Source organism: Candidatus Omnitrophota bacterium (genome assembly GCA_028693815.1).
Classification (GTDB): Bacteria; Omnitrophota; Gorgyraeia; order Zapsychrales; family Aceulaceae; genus Aceula.
Genome location: JAQUUP010000010.1, coordinates 1 through 23034, shown reverse-complemented (window position 1 = coordinate 23034; position 23034 = coordinate 1). Strand labels below are relative to the sequence as shown.

20 protein-coding genes are annotated in these 23034 nt (G+C 36.6%); all 20 read right to left on the bottom strand.

The features are described from left to right. Positions 1-69: 69 nt before the first annotated feature. Positions 70-1059 carry a type I glyceraldehyde-3-phosphate dehydrogenase gene (gap, locus tag PHY73_04680; GenBank protein ID MDD3374999.1) on the bottom strand — a complete coding sequence of 330 codons (990 nt, stop codon included), beginning with the start codon at positions 1057-1059 and terminating at the stop codon, positions 70-72. A gap of 135 nt (positions 1060-1194) precedes the next feature. Next, complete coding sequence (galT, locus tag PHY73_04675; protein ID MDD3374998.1) at positions 1195-2208, bottom strand: galactose-1-phosphate uridylyltransferase; 1014 nt, start codon at positions 2206-2208, stop codon at positions 1195-1197. Next, positions 2209-3249, bottom strand: coding sequence for a galactose-1-phosphate uridylyltransferase (locus PHY73_04670; GenBank protein MDD3374997.1), 1041 nt, complete (start codon positions 3247-3249; stop codon positions 2209-2211). It lies immediately after the preceding gene. 103 nt (positions 3250-3352) lie between these two features. Continuing rightward, complete coding sequence (gene fmt, locus PHY73_04665; GenBank protein ID MDD3374996.1) at positions 3353-4276, bottom strand: methionyl-tRNA formyltransferase; 924 nt, start codon at positions 4274-4276, stop codon at positions 3353-3355. 15 nt (positions 4277-4291) lie between these two features. Next, complete coding sequence (gene priA, locus PHY73_04660; GenBank protein MDD3374995.1) at positions 4292-6139, bottom strand: primosomal protein N'; 1848 nt, start codon at positions 6137-6139, stop codon at positions 4292-4294. 18 nt (positions 6140-6157) lie between these two features. Next, on the bottom strand, positions 6158-7243 hold the full coding sequence (locus PHY73_04655; GenBank protein MDD3374994.1) for a glycosyltransferase: 1086 nt from the start codon (positions 7241-7243) through the stop codon (positions 6158-6160). Next, the gene (locus tag PHY73_04650; protein MDD3374993.1) at positions 7188-7787 is read right to left on the bottom strand and encodes an HAD family hydrolase; all 600 of its coding nucleotides are present in this window, start codon (positions 7785-7787) and stop codon (positions 7188-7190) included. The genes PHY73_04655 and PHY73_04650 overlap by 56 nt, the downstream gene beginning before the upstream one ends. Before the next feature lie 87 nt (positions 7788-7874). Then, entirely contained in the window at positions 7875-9014 is a 1140-nt protein-coding gene (locus tag PHY73_04645; GenBank protein MDD3374992.1) for a DegT/DnrJ/EryC1/StrS family aminotransferase, read from the bottom strand. A gap of 196 nt (positions 9015-9210) precedes the next feature. Beyond that, positions 9211-9924: a sugar phosphate nucleotidyltransferase gene (locus tag PHY73_04640; protein ID MDD3374991.1), complete on the bottom strand. Its 714-nt coding sequence runs from the start codon at positions 9922-9924 to the stop codon at positions 9211-9213. Between the two features lie 5 nt (positions 9925-9929). Next, positions 9930-10928 (bottom strand): kinase, encoded by a 999-nt coding sequence (locus tag PHY73_04635; GenBank protein ID MDD3374990.1) that lies wholly within the window; start codon positions 10926-10928, stop codon positions 9930-9932. A gap of 17 nt (positions 10929-10945) precedes the next feature. Beyond that, complete coding sequence (locus PHY73_04630) at positions 10946-12424, bottom strand: radical SAM protein (protein ID MDD3374989.1); 1479 nt, start codon at positions 12422-12424, stop codon at positions 10946-10948. A 14-nt stretch (positions 12425-12438) separates the two neighbouring features. Then, positions 12439-13368 carry a transketolase C-terminal domain-containing protein gene (locus PHY73_04625; protein MDD3374988.1) on the bottom strand — a complete coding sequence of 310 codons (930 nt, stop codon included), beginning with the start codon at positions 13366-13368 and terminating at the stop codon, positions 12439-12441. Beyond that, positions 13361-14188, bottom strand: coding sequence for a transketolase (locus tag PHY73_04620; GenBank protein MDD3374987.1), 828 nt, complete (start codon positions 14186-14188; stop codon positions 13361-13363). The genes PHY73_04625 and PHY73_04620 overlap by 8 nt, the downstream gene beginning before the upstream one ends. A gap of 17 nt (positions 14189-14205) precedes the next feature. Beyond that, entirely contained in the window at positions 14206-15138 is a 933-nt protein-coding gene (locus PHY73_04615; protein ID MDD3374986.1) for an NAD-dependent epimerase/dehydratase, read from the bottom strand. Continuing rightward, positions 15135-16079, bottom strand: coding sequence for a GDP-L-fucose synthase (locus PHY73_04610; protein MDD3374985.1), 945 nt, complete (start codon positions 16077-16079; stop codon positions 15135-15137). The genes PHY73_04615 and PHY73_04610 overlap by 4 nt, the downstream gene beginning before the upstream one ends. Before the next feature lie 4 nt (positions 16080-16083). Next, positions 16084-17028, bottom strand: coding sequence for an SDR family oxidoreductase (locus tag PHY73_04605; protein MDD3374984.1), 945 nt, complete (start codon positions 17026-17028; stop codon positions 16084-16086). A 10-nt stretch (positions 17029-17038) separates the two neighbouring features. Beyond that, the gene (locus PHY73_04600; GenBank protein MDD3374983.1) at positions 17039-18337 is read right to left on the bottom strand and encodes a nucleotide sugar dehydrogenase; all 1299 of its coding nucleotides are present in this window, start codon (positions 18335-18337) and stop codon (positions 17039-17041) included. After that, positions 18334-19266: a dTDP-glucose 4,6-dehydratase gene (gene rfbB, locus PHY73_04595; protein ID MDD3374982.1), complete on the bottom strand. Its 933-nt coding sequence runs from the start codon at positions 19264-19266 to the stop codon at positions 18334-18336. Before rfbB ends, PHY73_04600 begins: the two co-directional genes overlap by 4 nt. A gap of 14 nt (positions 19267-19280) precedes the next feature. Continuing rightward, positions 19281-20603 (bottom strand): UDP-glucose/GDP-mannose dehydrogenase family protein, encoded by a 1323-nt coding sequence (locus PHY73_04590; protein ID MDD3374981.1) that lies wholly within the window; start codon positions 20601-20603, stop codon positions 19281-19283. Between the two features lie 23 nt (positions 20604-20626). Next, the gene (gene lptD, locus PHY73_04585; GenBank protein ID MDD3374980.1) at positions 20627-22930 is read right to left on the bottom strand and encodes an LPS assembly protein LptD; all 2304 of its coding nucleotides are present in this window, start codon (positions 22928-22930) and stop codon (positions 20627-20629) included. Between the last annotated feature and the right edge of the window lie 104 nt (positions 22931-23034).

The window sequence follows — 23034 nt, the reverse complement described above, 5'->3', positions numbered from 1 at the left end:
TCAAAATAGAGAAATAAAAAAGGGCGCAACTTTTTTGTTGCGCCCTTTTTTTGCTATTCTTTAAAAAAATTATTTTGCAAGCTTTTCTGCCAACTCAATAACTCTGGTTGAATATCCCCACTCATTATCATACCAACCAATGACCTTTACCATATTTCCAGAAATCATTGTTGATAACGCATCAAAAATACATGAATGCGGATTTCCAATGATGTCACAAGAAACGATTGGCTCATCACAATACTCTAAAATACCTTTTAGAGGACCTTCAGCTGCTTTTTTCATAGCAGCGTTAATTTCTTCAACTGTAGCTTCTTTTTTAAGTTCAGCAACAAAATCAGTGACAGATCCATCTGGAGTTGGTACGCGAATCGCCATTCCGTTTAATTTTCCATTAAGTGCTGGAATAACTTTTCCTACCGCTTTAGCAGCTCCTGTTGTTGTTGGAATCATAGAAACAGCAGCTGATCGGGCGCGTCTCAAGTCAGAATGTGGAAAATCAAGAAGACTTTGATCATTTGTATAAGAATGAATTGTTGTCATCAACCCTTTAACCAAACCAAAATTATCATTTAACACCTTAACCATCGGAGCCAAACAATTTGTTGTACAAGATGCATTTGAAACAACAACGTCTGTACTCTTTAGCTCATTATCATTAACACCTAAAACAATCGTGTTATCAATTTCATCTTTAGAAGGAACTGTTAAAATAACTTTTTTAGCCCCTGCCTTAATGTGCTCTAGACACTGTTCTTTTTTACGAAAAACACCTGTTGATTCAACAACAACATCAACACCATATTTTCCCCATGGAATCTCAGCTGGATTCCTAATCGCCGTCACTGGAATTTCTTTGCCATTAACAACAATTGCACTGTCTTTTGCTTCAATAGTTCCATCAAATCTACCTTGAACAGAATCATATTTCAATAAATGTGCCAATGTCTTAGCATCTGTCAAATCGTTAATTCCGACAATTTCAATATTGCTTTTTTTCATAGCAACACGAAGTACCATTCTTCCAATGCGTCCAAAACCATTAATTCCTATTTTCATAATCTTCCTCCATCTGGTTTGTTAATAAGTGATTTTATGATCGTAATAAATTTAAAATATCTAATCTTAAGAATGACTATTATAATCATTCCCTTTATTTAGTCAAGAGCTTTGAAAATTTATTTGAAAGAAAACCTACGATGTGGATTGCCCTATTTTAGCTTCTCTTAAGAATTTTGCCGCAATCAAAGGGTCCGTTTGAACCACATAAAACCCAGTGCCCCATTCAAAACCAGCCATATTAGTCAATTTTGGGATCAACTCAATATGCCAATGATATCCCTCTGGATAGTGATACTTACCAGGAGCTGTGTGAATAAAGAAATTATATGAAGGATCGAATAAACAGGCTTTATTCCGCATCAACATTTCTTTTAAAATTTTTCCAAGACTATATTTCTGAGCATCATTCATTTCGCAAAACTGAGCCTGATGCTTTTTCGGCATAATCCATGATTCAAAAGAAAAACGAGACGCATATGGAGCGAAACAAATAAAATCTTCGTTTTCTGCAATAATTCGGTCCTTATCTTTTATCTCCTGCTGAATAATGTCACAATAAATACAACGTCCATGAAACCTATAATACTGATCAGAACCTTCCAAAGCTTCCAAAACATATTTTGGAACCATCGGAAGCGCCATCACCTGACTATGGGCATGCTCAAGACTAGCGCCAGCTTGAACGCCATAATTCTTAAAAATTAAAACATATTTAAATCTCGGGTCTTTTGCCAAATCAATAGAACGAGAACAATATTTGCTAATAACATCAAAAACTTCTTGATCTGTTAGATCAGGGATATCTTTGCTGTGATCCCGCGTTTCAACAATAACTTCATGCGCTCCGATTCCATTCGACATATCAAAAACACCAATACCTCGTCTATTAATTTCACCTGAAATATCAAGCGCTGGAAATTTGTTAGGCACAACGCGAACACGCCAATTAGAACTATTTGCCCCGCCACCATCGCGAATAGCTTCAATTTCTGGGGGCGTTCGATTCTCTCGCTCAGGACAAAATGGACACGTTACCTGCTGATGAAAAACTCTCGTCTCTTGCTCATAATCTTCAGGCATCAAAGATTTTTCTGTTTTAACAATAACCCATCGTCCTAAAATTGGATCTTTGCGCAACTCTCCCATTTAAATCTCAACCTCTCTTAAATAACTTGCCGCTTCTTCTGGCGGAATAGGACAAATATAAAAACCTGTTCCTTTTTCAAAACCAGCTGTATGTGTCAATCTTGGCATAACTTCAATGTGCCAATGATAATCCTCTTCCATAGTATTCTCCTGCATCGGTTTTTCTTTTTGTCGTTGAAATGGAGCTGTATGAACAACAAAATGATATGCTGGATCACCAAGACCAATTTTGATCTTAAGCAAAATTTCCTTTAATGCTTTTGCCAATTCAGTTTCCAGCCCACTGACTCCTTTTGGAAATTGTGCATTATGTTTTTTAGGTAAAACCCAAAGCTCAAACGGAAATCTTGATGCAAAAGGCACCACAACAAGAAAATGGTCATTTTCAAAAATAACGCGTTCTTGAGCAGCAATTTCCTGCTTAATTAAATCGCAATAAATACATCGCTCATGATAGTCAAAATACTTTTTTGAGCCATTAAGCTCTTCTTTAACCCGCATAGGTTTAATCGGTGTTGCAATAATCTCTGAATAAGAATGCGTGATATTTTGATTGTCCCTCGACCAATTATAATTCTTATGTGCCAAAACATATTGCAAACGAGTATCTTTTTCAAGATCATTAATGCGCGCTACATATGTCTGAATCACTAGTGCAATCTGCGAAATATCTAAATCAGCCATATTTGCAATATGACTTGGAGTCTCAATAATAACCTCATGCGCTCCTCTCCCCTCAAGAACATCATAAAGTCCATGACCTTTTGGTGTCAAATCAACATCTGTTTCTAAAACAGGATTCTTATCCGGTACAACGCGCACCTTCCAACCCTTAGAATTTGGCTTAGAATTATTTTCTCGAATGGCATAGATTTCAGGCGGGGTTTCTTTTTCATGACCTTCACAAAAACAACATTCTTTTTCCAAAGAAATATCGTCGTTACTTCTATCCGCAACAATAAAATTACCTGGACGTCTGGCTCTATCTTTTGCCATAACAACCCAGCGGCCAATAATCGGATCTTTTCTTAATTCATGCATATATTACTTTTCCTTTAATGCACGATTATAGCACAAAGGGGGAATAAGGAAAATTGTTTAGTAAAAATCTTAAGTGGGGTTTATCCTACAAAATTACATCTTATTAGCCTAAAATAGTACCGACTTCAATCTTATGCCCTGCAACGAAACTTGCTGCATCCATTTGTTTCGAAGACTCCAGATGAACTCTCTTAACCAAAAGAGCCTTATCTGATGCGCCAACCACGAAACCTTGCTTTGAAACATTAATAATTTTGCCAGGAACAGAATTCTGATCAACAACTTCTGTTTCTAGAATCTTTAAAATTTTTCCTTTGTATTTTGTATACGCGCTTGGCCACGGCAATAGCCCACGAACAAGATTTCGAATCTCTTCTGCAGATTTATTCCAATCAATCAGCCCTAATTCCTTTGTCAGTTTTGGGGCAAAACTAACTTTGGTGCAATCTTGCTTTTGAAGAGAAATATTATTATTTTCAATATCATCTAAGCAATTTAAAAGAAAATCGACGCTCTCATTAATCATCCGTTGCCTCAAAATCGCGGAAGTATCATCTTTTTTAATATCTAATTCTTTTTGCTTTAAAATATCACCAGAATCAAGATTTTGATCAATTTTAGCAATCGTCATGCCCGTTTTCTGATCGCCATTAATAATCGCCCAATTAATCGGAGCCGCTCCTCTATATTTCGGAAGAAGAGAGCCGTGAACATTAATTGAAAACATCATTGGTAAATCAAGAATTTCCTTTGTCAAAATACGTCCATACGCAATAACAACAAAAAGCTCAGCACCATAGCCTTTCAGTGCTTTTAAAAACTCATCACTTCTTAAATCTTTGGGCTGTAAAACATCTACGCCATAATTAGCCGAAATAATTTTAGGCATTGGCAAAGAAATTTTAAGATCTCTCCCTTTAGGCCTATCCGGTTGAGTCACGCACGCCAAAACCTCATGCCGAGAGCAAATCAAGCTCTCTAAATTTCTAGATGCAAAATCATCGCTTCCAAAAAAAACTATTTTCATAGCCAAATTCCTTTTTTAAGGATCCACATTAATAGTCACGATAGAATCTGCTTTTCGCTTTATATCCTTAAGACCTTGTCGGACAACTTTTACAATTTTTTGAACTTCCTTGCTTTTTATCAATATAGCAAATCGATACTGATCGCGCAACTGAGCAATCATATGTGGCTGCGGGTCAGAAACCTCGACGCCTTTGATATCCTGACTCAAGAAATTTTGATATAAAGCATCCGCTTGAATAAGCGCAGACTCTTTTTTAAGTGAACGAACAAGCACTTCGGCCATGTGCACAAACGGTGGACACTCAATTTCTTTTCTTAGCTCTAATTCATTTTCATAAAACCCTAAAAAATCATCCTTCGCAAGATTCTCAATACAATAATTGTCGGCAAGCCTCGTCTGAATAACCATCTGTTTATTTGTCAAACTCTTAAGATGCAACAATAAAGAAAACGCCTTGTGTGCCGCTCGGTAATCCAAGCGATTGAGCTCGCTATCAAGCTGAACAACGGCCGTTAGATCAAATGAAGGTTTTTTTTGTAAATTCAAAACAGCTTGGGTTGCAACCAAAACATCAAAATCTTTTTTAATCTGACCGCTGTCTCTGTCAAAACAACTAACACGCGCCGAAGGGAAAATGCGAGCGACCTCACTCTCTAACTTTTCAATGCCCTGCCCTGTAAAATTCAGATACCCAACATTACAACTTGGACAGATCTCTGGACGATTAGATTTATAATTGCAATGCCTGCAAACAACTTCTTTGGAATGAAACAAATACGTTAGATGCACATCACAGCGCGGACACTTTAAAACATTCTGGCATTTTGCACAAACTCCAAAACTACTAAATCCTCGTTTATTCATCAAAAGTAATATTTTGCCTCTTTCATTAAGTGTTTTTTCAATTGCATAATAAAGAGGAATAGAGACAAGTGTATTTTTTCGAGGCTTATAATTTGAAATATCAATAACCTGAACAGGCAAATTTGTTTTAGGGTATAAATTGACGAGATCTATTTCTTTAGATTTTGTTAAAAAGAAAATTTCTACCGATGGGACTTGGGCCAAGGCGACAAAAGAACACTTTTCGATTCTTGAACGCATCAAAGCCACATCGCGCGCATGATAAAAAGGCGATTGATCTTGCTTATAGGAGAAATTGTTCTCTTCTAAAATGACAATAAGGCCCAAATTGTAGACGGGGGCAAAAACACATGAACGCGTACCAACAACAACAGAAGCTTCTGCATTCTTAAGTCTTAACCAATTCTTAAGCTCCTCAGTCCCTCTAATCTTTTTATCTAAAACAATAACTTCTTTTTTTGTCTGTTCCTTTAATTGATCAGCAACATACTTAATTTTTAAATTCTCTGGAACTAAAACAATAACACCCTGGCCTGCATTGATTGTATTTTTTATCTTATTTAAAACCTTTATCCAACTTTGATCGGTCGGCTGTCCGCAAACTAAGAAAAATCTAGGTTTCCTTTTATTCGGCAGAACATCTTTCTTAATAGAGATTTCTACTGATTTCTTTGTTTTCTTTAAATTTCTAGGCAAGAATGTTTCTACCGCCTCGCCAAAAGAGCAACAATAATATTTTGAAAACTCTTCTGCGAGCTTAAGAAGGTTAGGCGAAATAACCGGCTCTGAGTCTAAGACATTAATAATCGATCTTAGTTTTTCAAAAGGACTTGTCTCTTTTAAACCAACAACAAATCCCATCATTTTTTTTGACTGGAATGGGACAATAACGCGTTGACCCACTTTTATCTTTCCTAAAAATGCAGAATCAATCTTATAATCAAATGATTTATCTACAGGAAGACCAACAACAACCTGAGCAATTTGTTTTTTCATATTTTTTAATGAATAAATTTACGCGATTAGATTAATAATATCACAAGAGGCAGATGGACGGGCTAATTTCTTTATATTGGCCATTGCTTTCGCTCTATATTCTAGGGAAGCATTGAGAGTCTTAATTTCCTCAGCCATTTCAAGAATTGTTACACCGCTTACTCCAACACCATATTCTTTTAAAACTTTAATATTATTTGTTTCCTGTCCAGGAATCGCGCTGAAGAAAATAAGAACAAGCCCTGTAACTAGGGCTTCTGAAATGGAAAGACCACCTGGCTTTGTAACCATAGCATCGGAAACAGCCATAAACTCGTTCATGTTATCAATAAAACCATATACCTTAGTAAGGTCATCTTTAGTTTTCAATAAACGATTAAATAAACTCTTGTTATGCCCACAGACAACAACTCGCTGAAACCCAGATAATGATGCGATAATTTCTTCAATCGGTCCTATACCAAAAGATCCGGTTGCAATTAAAACTGTAAAAATATCTTTTTTAAGCCCTAGCTTATCACAAAGACTTGCACGATCATATTCTTGTGAAAATTTCTCGTCCGTTGGAATTCCTGTGATCAATATTTCTTCACTTCGAACACCTAAAGAAACTAGCGTCTTTTTAGTATGTTCACAAGCAACACAATAACGATCAACACCCTGAGAGACCCAGATGCTATGTGCATCATAATCCGTAACGCCACAAATAATTTTTGAAGTGATCTCTCCTCTGCGCTTTAAAAACGCCGCGACCTCATTTGGAAAAAAATGCGTCGAAATAATATAATCAAAATTTTCTTTTTTTAAAAATTGATGCAATTTCTGCGCATTGATGGCATTAAAAAAACGTCTCAACCCCTGCACAACCCTCAGCAAAAAACGAATATCCGCAAGCCAAAAGAAAAACCCCCACGCCTTTGGGCATTTGCTAATTAAAAGGGCATATGTTTTTCGATAAATCTTTTTGTAAAAAGAATTGGTATAGTCTAGAGCGTCAACGAGTTGAACATTAAAATCGGTATGTTTTTTGACGCTAGTATAAATAGCCTCAGCGGCTTTTTGGTGTCCGGCTCCTGCCGAGGCATGAATAAGAAGAATTTTCATTGATGATAATCTTTCTTGCATCTGAAAGTGTTTGTGCAATAAAATCAGGTTGAACCGCCCAACTCTTTGCATCTTTTCTTTGATTCTTTCCAGATAACACTAAAATTGTTTTGCATCCAGCATTATGCCCTGCTTCGATATCCGTCTTGTCATCACCAACAAAATACGCATACTTGGCATCCTTTGACTCTTTATTGATAATTTTAAGAGCCCGCTCAATAGAGCCTATATTTGGTTTTCGACAATCACACCCTGCATCAGAACGATGTCTGCAATAAAAAACTTTTTTAATTCGTCCACCAGCTTTTTTAACATGTCGCATCATATAATCATTAATCTGCTCAAGCTTTCTTTCTGAATAAATTCCCTTTGCAACGCCAGCCTGATTAGATACAACAAAAATAGCGTATCCTCTTTTCGTTAAATCAACAATAGCCTCAATCGATCCAGGAATAAAATGGAAGTCTTTAACCTTAGTAACATACTTCCCAAATCCAGGAAACTGATTAATAACACCATCCCGATCTAAAAAAGCAATTTTCATTTCTTCTTATCCTTTTTCAATATCCAAATATTTTGCACAGTTCATAATCTAGCAAAATGAAAAAACACACCTTTTTATTTCTTTTTCTTATTCTTTACAACAACCACACTGTTGGCCTGACCCATCAAACAAAGATTCCTTAAGCACTGCACAAACCAAATCAATTTGCTCTTTTTTAATATGCGGAAACATCGGCAAAGACAAAATCTCACCTGCAATTTTTTCTGATACCGGAAGATCACCTTTTTTATATTCTAGCTCTTGATATGCTTCTTGAAGATGAACAGGAATCGGATAGTGAACCAAAACCCCTATCCCTTTTTTCTGCATTCTTTCGCAAACAATATCTCTATTCTTTGTTCGAATAGCAAATGTTTGAAATGTGTGTGTTCGATTTTCTTTAATCACAGGCGCACAAACACCTTCAATTTGATCTAAAAGTTTTCCATAATAAACAGCTGCTTCATTTCGCATTTTATTCCACCGATCAAAATGTTTTAACTTAGCGTCTAAAACAACAGCCTGAACCGTGTCTAGCCTAGAATTATATCCCTTGATAACGTGCTCGTAACGGCCTTTTCTTCCATAATCGCGCAACATCAAAACTTTATTATAAAGATCTTCACTATTCGTTGCAATAAATCCTCCGTCGCCAAAAGCTCCTAATCCCTTAGTCGGATAAAAACTAAAACAACCTATATCGCCAAACGAACCAACTTTCTTGTTCTTGTAAAGCGCTCCATGAGCCTGCGCACAATCTTCAACAATTCTTAAATTATGCTTTTTAGCAATAGCTAAAATCTCATCTAAATTTGCAGGCTGACCGTACAAATGAACTGGCATAATAGCTTTTGTTTTCTTCGTAATAAGAGACTCCAGCTTTTTTATATCAAGACTATACGTGCCCTCTTCAATATCTGCAAAAACAGGCGTTGCTCCGGTGTACGACACAGCTAAAGCAGAAGCAATAAATGTAAATGTCGGAACAATGACCTCATCTCCCGGCCCGATATCAAGCGCACGTAAAGCCAAATGCAGTGCATCTGTTCCGGAATTAACGCCAATGCCGTATTGCGTATCACAATATTTTGCAAAATTTACTTCAAAATCTTTTTCTTCAGCCCCAAGAATAAAATTTCCAGTCTCGAAAACTTTTTTTACACCTTTATCAACTTCATTTTTTACCTCATCATATTGAGGACGAAAATCAACAAATGGAATACTCATTTTATTACAACTCCTTTAATAAGCGCCTAGCTTGCTTCCCATAAATATTAAATCATTGTCTGAATCATAAACTGACAGAGATATTTTTCGGAAGACCCTCTTAACAGTATAATTTTACAATGGCTTTTTTCAACCACTTTATCAGCTAATTTTCAATAATTCTTAATCAGCCATCTCCAGTAAAAACATTCTTTTCTTATTCATTATTGACTAATTTTTCTTGTGCTAGTTTGTATCGATCCGGGGTACCGATATCTAAGAAACCTTGATCCGTGATAAATCCAAAGAAACTTTTGTTAATGAGATTTGGAAAAAAATCATGTTCAATCGAAAAAGCTTCTTGGCTTGGCATTGAGTCAAAAACTTCTCTTTCAAAACAATAAATGCCAACACTAACATACGGCGAAAATGCTTTTTCACTCTTTTCTTGAAAACTCATAATTGCGTTATTATCATCAATAACAACAGATCCAAAATCCTTCTTATCCTTAACTTCTGTTAAGACCATTGAAGTAAAAGCATTCTTTTCATTATGAAACTTTAAGAAATCTTTAAATAAAACGGTGCAAAAACAATCACCATTGAGAGCAAAGAATTTATCGCTTCGCACAAATGATCGAGCTTTCTTAATTGCACCTCCTGTTCCAAGAGGCGCTTCTTCCGTAGAGAATTCAATCGTCAATCCTAAAGCATTATTCTGATAATAAGACTCAATCTCTTGAGACTGATAACCGGTACATAAAATAACTTTTTTAAAGCCTTGGCTTGAAAGATTTTTAAGCAAGATATCAAGAAAAGGAACACCATTAACCTGAGCCAAAACTTTTGGCGTATTTCCCGTCTCAGAACGAAGACGTTTTCCTAAGCCTCCGGCTAAAACAACAACATCTATTTTTGATAAGTCGCACAAAAGGCTTACTCCACTTTTCCAGTATTTGGTTGATAAAAAATAATTTGGCTTCCTTGCATCTCAAACTTAAAAGGAATTTCCAATAACGAATTTAGAGCTTCTCTGATCTGATTTTGTTTTTCTGGATCAGCAAATAACAAAACAAATCCTCCCCCACCGGCACCTAAAAGTTTTCCTCCTGAAGCCCCAGCTTTTTTAGCCTTTTCATAAATTTCGTCAATATATGGCGTTGATATTTTATCAGATAATTGTTTTTTTATTTGCCAAGATTCATCTAAAAGTTTTCCAAATTCTGAAATATCATTTCCATTTAGAATATCGAGAGCTGTTGATGCCATTTGATACATTTCAGTTAAATCTTTTTTCTTCTTTGGAATATTTTCAATTTGATGTTTCGCAATCTCTGATGCCGTTCTTGAGAATCCTGTAAAAAACAACATCAGACGATCTTGTAAAAACTTTAACTTCTCAGATGAAATCGTTACCTTTGTTGTCTTTAAATGGGTTGACCCACCAAATTCAACATAATTAAATCCACCATTTGCCACTAATGCTTGATCTTGACATCCAACATTTTCCTTGCACATTTCCTGCTCAACATAAATCGCTTCCTCAGCTAAACGTTGCTTGCTAACCATCTTTCCTTTTAAAGCATATAATCCGTTTAAAAGCCCAACGGTAAAAGACGAACTAGAGCCCAAGCCTGTGCGAGCGGGAAGGTCACCATCATGATGAATTTCAAGACCATCTGAAATCTTTAAAAACTTAATCGCTTCACGCACAGCCGGATGAACAATGTCGTCGACGTTGTTCACCTGCTCGACCTTAGAATAAATAATACGCGACTTATGATCAAAAAAAGGAGGCAAATAGCGACAAGTAATATAGCAATACTTATCAATAGTCGTACCTAAAGAAGCACCTTTATTTTCATTAAACCAAGCAGGATAATCTGTTCCGCCGCCAAAGAAAGAAACACGAAAAGGGGTTCGGCTTATAATCATTTCTTAACTCCTATAAATTATTTTGATAAAATATCCCGCTTGAGTTTATGTTTAAGCATCTCTTTAATATGATCTACTGTTTCTTGTCCAAACTTTTCCAAAATCATATCTAAATATTTAGAATTACTATAATAAGCGTTAAACGCATCATCACGAAAACGCAAAACTTCTTCGGCCGAACAATATTTTGTTGGCAAAGGAAGCGTTTGAGGGCTAAACTGCGAAAATCCCATCCATCCATCCGGCAGACTCAATCCTTGTTTAATCGCATCTTGATAAAGCGGCGAACCCGGATACGCCATGGTGGCGTAAAAATTAACATATTCACAATTAATTTCTTGCGCTAAAGAAAATGTTTCTTGCATAGTTTCAAGAGTATCGTCGGGAAGTCCAAACATAAAATTACCAATAATATGAATACCAGCATCTTGGGTCATCTTCATGGCTTTTTTAACCACATCCTGACTAAAACGCCCTTTTGAAACACCTTGTCGAACATCCGCAGAGCCTGCCTCTATTCCATAACAGAGCCAATTAATTCCTGCGGCTTTTAATTTCTTTAAAACTTCCTCGGAAACCGTATCGACTCTTGCATATGCCCAGAAATTTATATTGTGGTTTCGCTCAATTAAAAGATCACAAATTTCAAACATACGTTGCTTATCAATAACAAAAAGTTCGTCTAAAATTTTCATATGCCGCACTTGATATTTTTCAACCAAATAGTCGATTTCCTCAACAACTCGTTTTGGACTTCGAAAACGAATGCCTGGATTGCCACTATAAAGTGCGTGAATATTACAATAATGACAATGAAACGGGCAACCTAAGCTTGAATAAATAATCGCATACGGCGAACGATGCTTAACATCACCAAAGCAATGCCAATTATGTGCTCGATACTTTTCCATCGGGAGAAGGTCCCATGCAACAAAAGGCAAGCTGTCTAAATCTTCCACCACATCCGCCCATCCGTTATCAACAAAATTTCCATTCTTCAGATAACAAAGACCTTTAATATCAAGATTCAATTCTTTTTTTTGTGATTTAAGCTCTTCTAAAAGTTTTGATATCGGTTCAAAAGCTTCTCCCCGACAAACAAAGTCAGCTCTTTCTTCTTTTAAAGTTTGCTCAGGCAGTGCAGAAGGATGAATACCATACAAAATTGTTGCAGATGCTATATTTTTTTCTTTAAGTAAAGACACGACATGACGAACACCAACCATTTTCGGCGTTGAACTCGCAGAAGGATTAGCCCCAACAGCCCCAATGCCAATGGTTAAAGGGCTATATTCAATAATTTTATCAACCGTCTCTTTTGCGCCTAAGCCTTCAGCCTCTGCATCAATAATTTTTACAGAAAATCCTCGATCCCGCAAAACCGCGGCCAAAAGACCAATCCATAAAGGCGGCTCAATGCCGGCAAGGCTTTCTCCGAGCTTGCCAAACATTTCTTTTTGAATACTTGGATTAACTAAAACAATATCAAGAGACATTAAATTTCTTATACTTATTTTAAGAATTCATTTATTTTTTGCACAACACTGTCAGCGTCAATGCCATAATGCTGACGAATGACATCACGTCCGCCATATTTATAGCAATATCCTTGATCCATCGAAAGCCCAATACGTTTCACAGGAATTGTAACAGCATTATCCTGCAAAACTTCACAGATAGCTCCACCAAACCCACCAGAAACAAAGTGTTCTTCGAGAGCGATTAGCTTCTTAGATCCGTCGATAGCTTCAACAAAATTCTTTTCATTAATAGGAATAGTGTATACGTCCACGACACCGACGTTAACTCCGCTCTTATTAAGCTTTTCTGCTGCTTCAAGCGCAACATGCACCATACTGCCTGTCGCTGCAATATAAATATCACCCGGTCTTAAAATTGCGACACCTTTAGAAAAGTCTTCCTCTTGACCATACAATGTTGGCAAAACAAGTCTATCTAAGCGAACATAGTTTGCTTTTTTCATCCGCGTCGACATCTCAGCAACAGCCGCAGCCATCGTGCTATCCGAGATGCTATTAATCACGATATCTGGCATAGAACGCATAAGCGCAATATCTTCTATCATGTGATGCGTGGGCCCAGAATCTTCATATCCAAAACCAGCACCAACCCCAACAATTGTAATTGGAATTTTCATCATTGAATTATTAACACGAATCTGCTCGAGACATCGAAATGTAATAAAAGGAGCGATCGCATAAACAAAAACTCTTTTGCCCTCCTTCGCAAGACCAGAAGCTATCAAAATAGCATTTTGCTCAGCGATGCCAACATTGACAAATTGAGCAGATAAATCTGTTCTAAATTTATCCAGAGATGGCGCACCCATATCTGCAGATAAAACAATGATGTCTTTATTTTCTTTTGCTAAATCATAAACTTTATTCCAGAATGAATCACGTTGAGTAATATTATTCATAGCTACACCTTCTTTCAAGTTCGGCTAATGCTTTTTTAGCATCATCTCCTTTTGGAGCAATACCATGACACACGGGTTGATAACAAAAAGATTCGACGCCTTCTCCTTTGATCGTGTCTGCGATAATTAGCAAAGGTTGCGTTGATCGACGAGAACGAACACGTCCTAAAACATCAAGCAAATCATCCATTGAATGTCCGTCAATACATTCAACATCCCAACCAAAAGATCGCCATCGTTCATTCATCGGCTCTAGGCTTACAATATTTTCCGTAAAATCAGTTACACACAAATAATTACGATCAATAATCGCTACTAAATTATTTAAATGATTGTGCGATGCAAACATCGCTGTTTCCCAAATAGATCCTTCGTAGCACTCACCGTCACCTAAAAGTGTAAATGTTAAAAATAAATCTCTATTTTTCTTAGCTGCCAACGCCGTTCCCGCAGCAAACCCAAAACCTTGCCCTAAAGATCCACATGTAATTTCAACGCCTGGAACGCTGTTTTGAAGATGAACACCAAAGTTGCCATCTTTTTGAGCAAATTTATCTAGCTCCTTCATATTAAAATATCCACAATCCGCAAGCACAGTATAAAGCGCAGGACTAGCCTGTCCCTTGCTTAAAATAAAACGATCTCGATCACTCCAATCTGGATTCTTAGGATCATGACGCAGGATGCACCCATGATACAGCGCAACTAAGATATCAACACAAGACATCGACGAGGTCACATGACCTGTCTCGGCCTTAACACACATATTCAAAATATGCTTTCGAATATCCCAGGCTTTTTTCTTTAATTGTTTTTTCATAAAATCCTCTCTTTACTTTAAATATTTGCGTATTGGCTACGCTTAATAATTTGATACGCCTTAACTAATTCTTCAATACCGTCTGCCAATGAAACATTTGGCTTAAAGCCTTTTTTTTCTATTTTCTCATTGCTCACAACATAATCACGCTTATCTGGATCTTCTCCAATAGGAGATTCATAAAAATAGAATTCTTTGACATGTTTTTTAATCTCCTCGCAAAGTTCTTTTTTGCTCAAATTCGCATCGCTTAATCCGACGTTATATGGCTCATTCTTCATTTGATCAAAATTACATAGTCCTAGCATAAAAGCCTGAGCAGCATCTCTAACGTGAATATAATTTCTCTTAAAGTGAGCTTCAAACAGAATAACGCAACGATCATATACAGCACGATACGTAAAATCATTGACCAAAAGATCCAAACGCATTCTTGGGCTTGCGCCAAAAGCAGTTGCAAGCCTTAATGTGATGCCGTTTCCTTTATCTAAAATCATTTTTTCAGCTTCACACTTTAATTTTCCGTAAAGCGAAACAGGATTCAACGGAGTTTCTTCCGTACAAAAATTATCTTTTTGCCCAATACCATAGCCACTATTTGTCGTCGGATAAATAATTACTTGGTCAGGACTTCTTAAATCTAAAATCATTTTTACAGCATCAACAATAACCGATTGTGCCGCCAGAGGATCTTGCTTGCAAAGAGGTGCTCCCGTGAGGCATGCCAAAGGAAAAATCGCATCCGCTTGCTTTAGCTCTTTTTCTATAATGGTTTTATTTCGACAATCCCCACGCACAATCTTTAATTTCTTATTCAAACAACAATCCAGCAATGAATTTTGATTGTACATAAAATTATCGACAACGCTTACCTCATGGCCATTTTTAAGAAGTTCCGGAACTAAGATCGACCCTATATACCCAGCTCCACCGGTTACTAAAATTTTCATGTTATCATCTCCGCTTTTCTTAAATTTTCATACCACTGAAAAGTTTTTTTAATACCCTCTTCTATCGTAACTTCTGGACTCCATCCAAAATCTAAAATTTTAGTATTGTCTAAAAGTTTTTTCATCACACCTTCTGGCTTTGCTGCATCAAAAACAACTTCTCCATTAAACCCACAAACTTTCTTAATCATTAAAGCTAAGTCACGAATCGAAACATCTTCCCCTGACCCAATATGAATAATCGGCGCGCTGTCATATCTTTTCATTAAAGTAAGACAAGCACGAACAAAATCGTCAGCAAAAATAAATTCTCTTCTAGCATTGCCTGTTCCCCAAACAATCACTTCTTTTTGATCTTTTTCTTTTGCCTCATAAAATTTATGAATCAAAGCACCAATAACATGAGCCGTTGATAAATCAACATCGCATCCAGGCCCATAAACAGTTGCTGGAATTACAACAATAACGTTAAGCCCGTACTGCGCGCGAAAACTTTCACATAATTTTATGCCCGCAAGCTTAGCCGTTGAATACGCAACGCTTGTTGGTTCCATCGGCCCTGTCGTTAAATATTCCTCTTTCATCGGCTGAGGACAATCCTTGGGATAAACACAAGAACTTGCAAAATACATTAATTTCTTTACACCAAACTTCTGCGCAGCATACACCACATTGTTCTGGCTTTCAGAATTCTTATAAAAGAAATCCGCAGGATTGTTTTTGTTTGCCTCAATGCCGCCAGAACAAACAGATCCCAAAAAAACATATTCGGGCTCAACTTCTGAAAAAAATTGATACACAGAACTTTGTATTGTTGTGTCCAGCCCTATTTGAGATGACGAAAAAACACCAGAAAAATTATTGTTAGAAAAATATTCGAACAATGATTTTTCAATTCCATCATTGTGTCCAACAACTAAAATCTTAGAATTCTCATTCATATAATTACATTTGCTTCTCAAACCATGTAATGGTTCGAGACAATCCTTCTTTTAAATCAACGACTGGCTTCCACTTTAGTTTTTCTTTTGCAAGCGAAATGTTTGGTTTTCGCTGCTTAGGATCATCTTTTGGCAAAGGACATCTAATAATGCGACATTTTGTCTTTGCTACTTTCTGAATAATCTGAGCCAGCTCTAACATCGTAAATTCACAAGGATTTCCCAAGTTAACAGGTGTTTTAACGCTCGAGCGAAGAAGTCGAACAATCCCTTCAACTAAATCATCAACATAACAAAAAGACCGCGTTTGTTTCCCTGTTCCATAAACCGTAAGCGGTTTTTTATGCAAAAGCTGATAAATAAAATTTGGAACAACTCGTCCGTCTAACGTTTGCATGCGCGGCCCATATGTATTAAAAATACGAACAATACGCGTGTCTATTTTATGCTCTCTCTGATATGCCATAGTCATTGCCTCTGCAAAACGTTTGGCCTCATCATAAACGCTTCGAATGCCAATGGGGTTAACATTGCCCCAATAACTTTCAACCTGAGGATGAATCAAAGGATCACCATAAACTTCAGAAGTCGACGCTAAAAAGAATCTAGCTTTCTTTTTTTTAGCTAGCTCAAGCATATGATATGTTCCAAAAGACCCAACTTTTAATGTCTCAATTGGATATTTTAAATAATCAATAGGACTTGCCGGAGAAGCAAACTGCAAAACATAATCAATCGGTCCAGTTATCACAAATTCCTCAGAAATATCTTGTTTGAAAAAAGAAAAATCTTTATTTTCTAAAAGATGAGCAATATTTCTTTGGCTTCCCGTAATCAAATTATCAACACAAATAACCTTGTATCCGTCTTGAATCATGCGGTCGCACAAATGGCTTCCAATAAATCCAGCGCCGCCTGCAATCAAACATATTTTCTTTCTTTGAGCCATGCTTTCTCCACTATAAAATCATTAACTTAGAATTTCTTTTTCCTTTATAAACATTACATAAATCAAAAATAAGATTAGCATGCGTTTTAATTTTCTTATAATCAACACCCGTGTGTTCAGTTGCAATAATCACACAATCAGCTAATTTTAATATTTTCTCACTTAAATATTCTGATTTTAAATGTAATGACCCAATCTCCAAGTAAGGAATTAAAGGATCAGAATAGCTAACTTTGTATTCTTCTTTTTTAAGCAATTCTAAAAACTTTATTGCTGGCGATCGACGCAAATCCTTAACATCTTTTTTGTACGTTACTCCAACAACTAAAATTTTTGATTTCATAGAAGGCCTTTTATTTTCCTTCAAAAAAACCTTCATGCGATTAAGCACATATTCGGGAACCTTATCATTCGTATCCGCCGAGAGCTTAATAAACTTTGAGCTAACACCGTGATGTTTTGCTTTCCAATACAAATAAAGAGGGTCGTCTGGAATACAATGACCGCCAACCCCAAGGCTTGGATAAAACGGCATAAAACCAAAAGGCTTTGTCTTTGCCCCATCAATAACTTCCCAAATATCCACATTCATTTTGTGACACATCATAGCAACTTCATTAACCCAACTAATATTGACTAACCGAAATGAATTCTCTAAAAGCTTAACCATTTCCGCTGCCTTTGGAGAAGAAACAAGATGAACACTTTTAATAATTGTCTGATATAGCATCTTAGAGAGTATTCCTGAAGCTTTATCAACGCCGCCAACTATTTTTGGAATTTTCGTAACGGGATATTTCTTGTTGCCTGGATCAATGCGTTCAGGAGAAAAAGCCAAATAAAAATCTTTTCCTACTTTAAATCCGCCTTTTTCAAGCTTTGGTAAAATCAATTCTTCAGTTGTGCCTGGATATGTTGTACTTTCTAAAATAACAAGCGTTCCCTTCTTAATATAGAACTGAATAGTTTTAACTGAGCTTAAGATATAAGAAATGTCCGGGGTATATTTACGCTTCAGCGGTGTCGGAACACATATAAAAATAACATCCACCTTTGAAAGCAACGAAAGATCTGATGAAACAATAAATTTCTTTTTGCGTACAAGCCCTGAAATCTCCTTAACGGAAACATCTTCGTTGTAGTTTCTTCCACCCTTCACACGAGAAACACGGGCTTTGTTTTTGTCTAATCCTAAAACAGTAAAACCAACGCGTGCAAAACTAACAGCCAAAGGCAATCCCACATAACCTAATCCAATTACGCCAATTTTAGCTTTTTTTGATAAAATCTTTTGTTTTAATTCTTTCATGACTTGCCTGCATACCATTTAACTGTCAAATCAAGGGCCTGTTCTAGAGAATATTTTGGCGTAAAACCTAGCTGACTCAATTTTTTATTATCAATTGCGTAACGAAAATCATGACCTAACCGGTCTTTGACATTCTTGATCATAGATTCTGGCTTCTTCATTCGTTTTAAAATCTTTTTTGTAAGCTGAATATTACTTAAGTGATTCTTTGCACAAATATTATAAATCTCCCCTATTTTTCCTTTATGAGCAACCAAATCAACGGCACGGCAATTGTCTTCAACAAAAATCCAATCACGCACATTTTCGCCTTTAGCATAAAGAGGAACTTTTTTATTCTCCATCAAGCGCGTAATAAATAAAGGAATGATTTTCTCAGGAAATTGACGCGGGCCAAAATTATTAGAACTCCTCGTAATGATCACGGGAAGACCATACGTTGTGCGATACGCCATAACCATCAAATCGGATGCTGCCTTGCTTGCCGCATAAGGACTACTGGGATTAAGGATGTCTGTTTCCTTAAAAAATCCTTTTTTTCGACTCCCATAAACTTCATCAGTACTAATATGAATAAACTTTTTTACCCGATGGCGCACAGCCGCATCCAAGAGCACCTGAGTCCCCAAAACATTAGTTAGGGTAAAAATATCTGCACTTTCAATAGAGCGATCAACGTGGGATTCAGCAGCAAAATGGATAATCCAATCACATCCCTTGATCAATGGATCTATTTTTTTACGGTCACAAATATCAGCTTTTACAAATTTATAATTCTTATTCTTTTCAACATCTTTAAGATTATGCAAATTCCCTGCATAAGTAAGGTTGTCAATATTAACAATCTTATAATTTGGATATTTCTTTAGAATATGATGAATAAAATTTGAGCCAATAAATCCAGCTCCACCTGTCACAACAATGCGCATTTATATCCTTTTTTCTAAACAGTATTTGTCCCAATCCCGTAATACTCAAATCCCAACTTTTTGATCTGTTCCTTGTTATACATATTGCGGCCATCAAATATCAAAGGATTGCTCATTAGTTGACGAATTTTTCTAAAATTAATCTTTGTAAATTCATCCCACTCCGTCAAAACAACAAGACAATCAGATCCCTTGGCGACTTCATAAGCATCTTTACAAAATTTGACATTAGAAAATATTTTCTTTGATTTCTCCATTGCTTGAGGATCGTAGGCTTTGATTTTGGCCCCTTCTTTTTGTAAATCCCGAATAATATCAAGCGATGGCGCACTTCGCATATCATCTGTATTTGGCTTAAATGCAAGCCCTAAAACACCGATCGTTTTATTCTTTAAAATCCACATATGATCTTCAATCAACCTTGAAAAAGATTTTTTCTGAGATTCATTGATCTGACGGACCTCTTTTAAAAGAGCAAAATCATACCCGACTTTTTCACTTAAGCGAACAAAAGCATCCACGTCCTTTGGAAAACAGCTACCACCGTACCCTACGCCAGCGGACAAAAAATCTCGGCCAATTCGTCTATCAAGGCCCATGCCCTCGACAACCTTAAGTACATCAGCCCCTACTTTATCGCAAATTTGAGAAACAGCATTAGCAAAAGAAATTTTTGTCGCCAAGAATGAATTAGAAGCATGTTTGATTAATTCAGCAGAATTAACATCTGTCACAATGAGTCTAGCTTTCAGAGGCTTATAAACTTCGCTCAACATTTCTTTAGCTTTTTTAGTTTCAGCACCAATAACAATCCGATCTGGATTCATAAAATCAGAAACTGCAGATCCTTCTCTTAAGAATTCTGGATTAGAGGCAACATCAAAATCAATGCTCTTATTTTTCTTATTCTTATATTTCTGATCAAGAGTCAACCTTATGGCATGCTGAACTTTCTTTCCCGTATGCGCTGGCACAGTCGACTTTTCCACAATCAGTTTATAAGAATCCATGCCCTTGGCAATATCCCGTGCAGCTCCCTCGACATACGTTAAATCAGCATCCCCATTCTTCTTTGAAGGCGTTCCAACCGCAATAAAAATAACTTCTGACTTCTTGGCTGCATCCGTTACAGAAGATGAAAAACTTAATCGTTTCTTTTTAACGTTACGCTTTAGGATCTCTTCGAGACCCGGCTCATAAATCGGAAGCTCTAATTTCTTTAATTTCTTAATCTTCGAAATATCGCTATCAACACAAATAACCTTGTGTCCAATATCCGCCAAACAAAGACCTGTCACAAGACCAACGTATCCAGAGCCAATAATTGCAATATTCATCTTCTTGAAGTCTCCCATCTAATTTACAAATTTCTTTCAGACCCTACTTTTCTTTCATTAAACCCTGTGCTCATAATATCAATACTCATATCAGGAAACGCTTTTAACCGGAAAACCATCCAAATTTCACTTCCCTGGTCCCTTGTTTCATTAAAGCTAATGTCCATCTCCCAGCAATGCAAGTCTCGCGTAACAGTATATTCTTGTTCTTTTTGAGTACCGCTGCCAACATCAAATCGCTCGTATACTCTAAATCTCCATTTTGGATTAATCACATATTGCAGCTGTGCTGTGATTTGGTCATCAACATCAACATGATACCGCTTACCTAAACCAAACGACCATTTATCCCCTGAATTAACATAAATCTCAAAATTGCTTGAAACAATCTGTTCTTCCTGGACATCGTAATCGGAATCACTATAAAATGTTAACCATTCCGTTGGACGAAATTCAAGGTCCGTCTTGATATTGTTAAAACTTCCGCTTCCAGGATCCTCCTTGAGAAGAAAGTCTGTTGATGTAATAAAACGCAAAAGATCAACATTCTGTCCATCACGCTTTGTTTGCAACTTGTTCTCTAGAGAAAACTCTATCTTATGTGCACTCTCAATAGAATCGATTCCTGCATCAAAAACATTCAATTTGGAACCCGGAAAAGAAGGCTCATTGCGGTATAAATAAGCAACTGTTGGCGTAATAATATGCCTTAACCGATCAATCTCCACACCCCAGACATCAGCTTCAACATCAAACGTTTTATAAAACTTTGTACTTAGCGTTGCTCCCGCTTCAAAAATACTACGAACAATATTTCTCTGCGAATCATCTTTGGTTTTAGTATAAAATGTCTCTCTCTGGCCAATCGACGGTGTAAAATCAAGAAATCCAATCTTTCTAGGAAGAGAAAGCGAATTAACAGAATCAATTCTGATTGTATCTTTTCTTACATCCGATGGCGAGGCTTCTGGATAAGACAAATTAGAAAATAAATTTCGACTTTGGAAATATAAACCTGTATTCCCGACTTCTTGATTAGTCATGTCGTATCCAATTTCTGGAAGACGCTCAACGCTTGAAACAAATCGATTCACTCTTTTATCTACACGAAAACTAAAAATGCCCTTATTCAAATTCTTTGTAAACAAGAAATATGTTTCCGGATTAGGATCCTTATCATATTCTCGCGAGAAATAATCTTTTAAGAATTCATTATCGCTTAATTTATAATACTGCAACACAAGATTGCTTGTCTCATCAATTCGCCACTTATGACGCCATTCTGCTTTAAACCGTTCTCTCTCCACTGTTGGATCAAGTCGATCATCCCAAAAACGATCAGAAGTAATATTCCGCTCATTCATATAATATGTCTTAATCAACCCCTCGCCATAACCAGGCACCTTGTAATCCACATCAAAACCAGAGGCAAAATCTTTTTTCTCCCTAATATCTAAATGAATATTACCTTTAAAATTCTCATTGAAATAATATCTCCACGCGCTCAAAAGAAAAATACCCCAATCTTTATCATAGCCTGGCGTATATACCACGCGAGGCTCTGTATCGTTAAGCACCTGGGTAAACTGTGGAAAATAAACGATTGGAAGCTTGCCAATAATCATACGAAGACTACGCGCCTGAGCCTTTTCTCCTGGATAAACATCAATCCTTTTAGCTTTCATTTTATAGTGCGGCTTGTCCAAATCACATGTTGTAATATATCCTTGTGTCATAACCATGTGATTTTCGCCAACTTTAGAAATCTTTTCTCCTCGTCCATAATAAGGAGCAGAGATAATCTTTGCTTCAGAAAACTCTCCGGTCATTGTGTCAAAATTAAAAATCAAATTCTCCCCAGATATTTGACCCTTAGGATTAGATAAAACGACATTGCCCTGAGCAAAAGCTTTTTTATCCTTATGATAATATTCAACGCGATCACAGGTTAAACGAGTATCGCCTTTAACCATCGAAACATTGCCATCAACAACAACTTTATTCTCATCCTGCATAAGCTCAACATTGTCGCCATCAATTTCAACAGGATTAATCACCTGATCGTCAAAACCAGATTCAGAATCAGGCTCTGTCTCTTTGACTGTTTCTTTCACAAGAATTTCTTCTTTCGGCTCCTCAAATACTTGCTCTGTTTTTTCTTCATTAACATCCTTCTCGATTATCCCTTCATTCAAATCAACGCTATCTAACACAACAGAATCAGGGACACTTTGCTTCTCTTGAGCAATCGCATTAACACAAAATGCTCCGCACAAGCATCCAATCAACGTTAAGAAAATAATAAAGTTTAGAATTGTGTTTCTCATATTTTTATGCTTGGTGCGCTCCTAGCATCTCTAAAACCAAAACCTGCGAACCAATAATACCCGCGTCTTGTCCTAATGTTGTCTTTTTAATTCTTACCATCCGA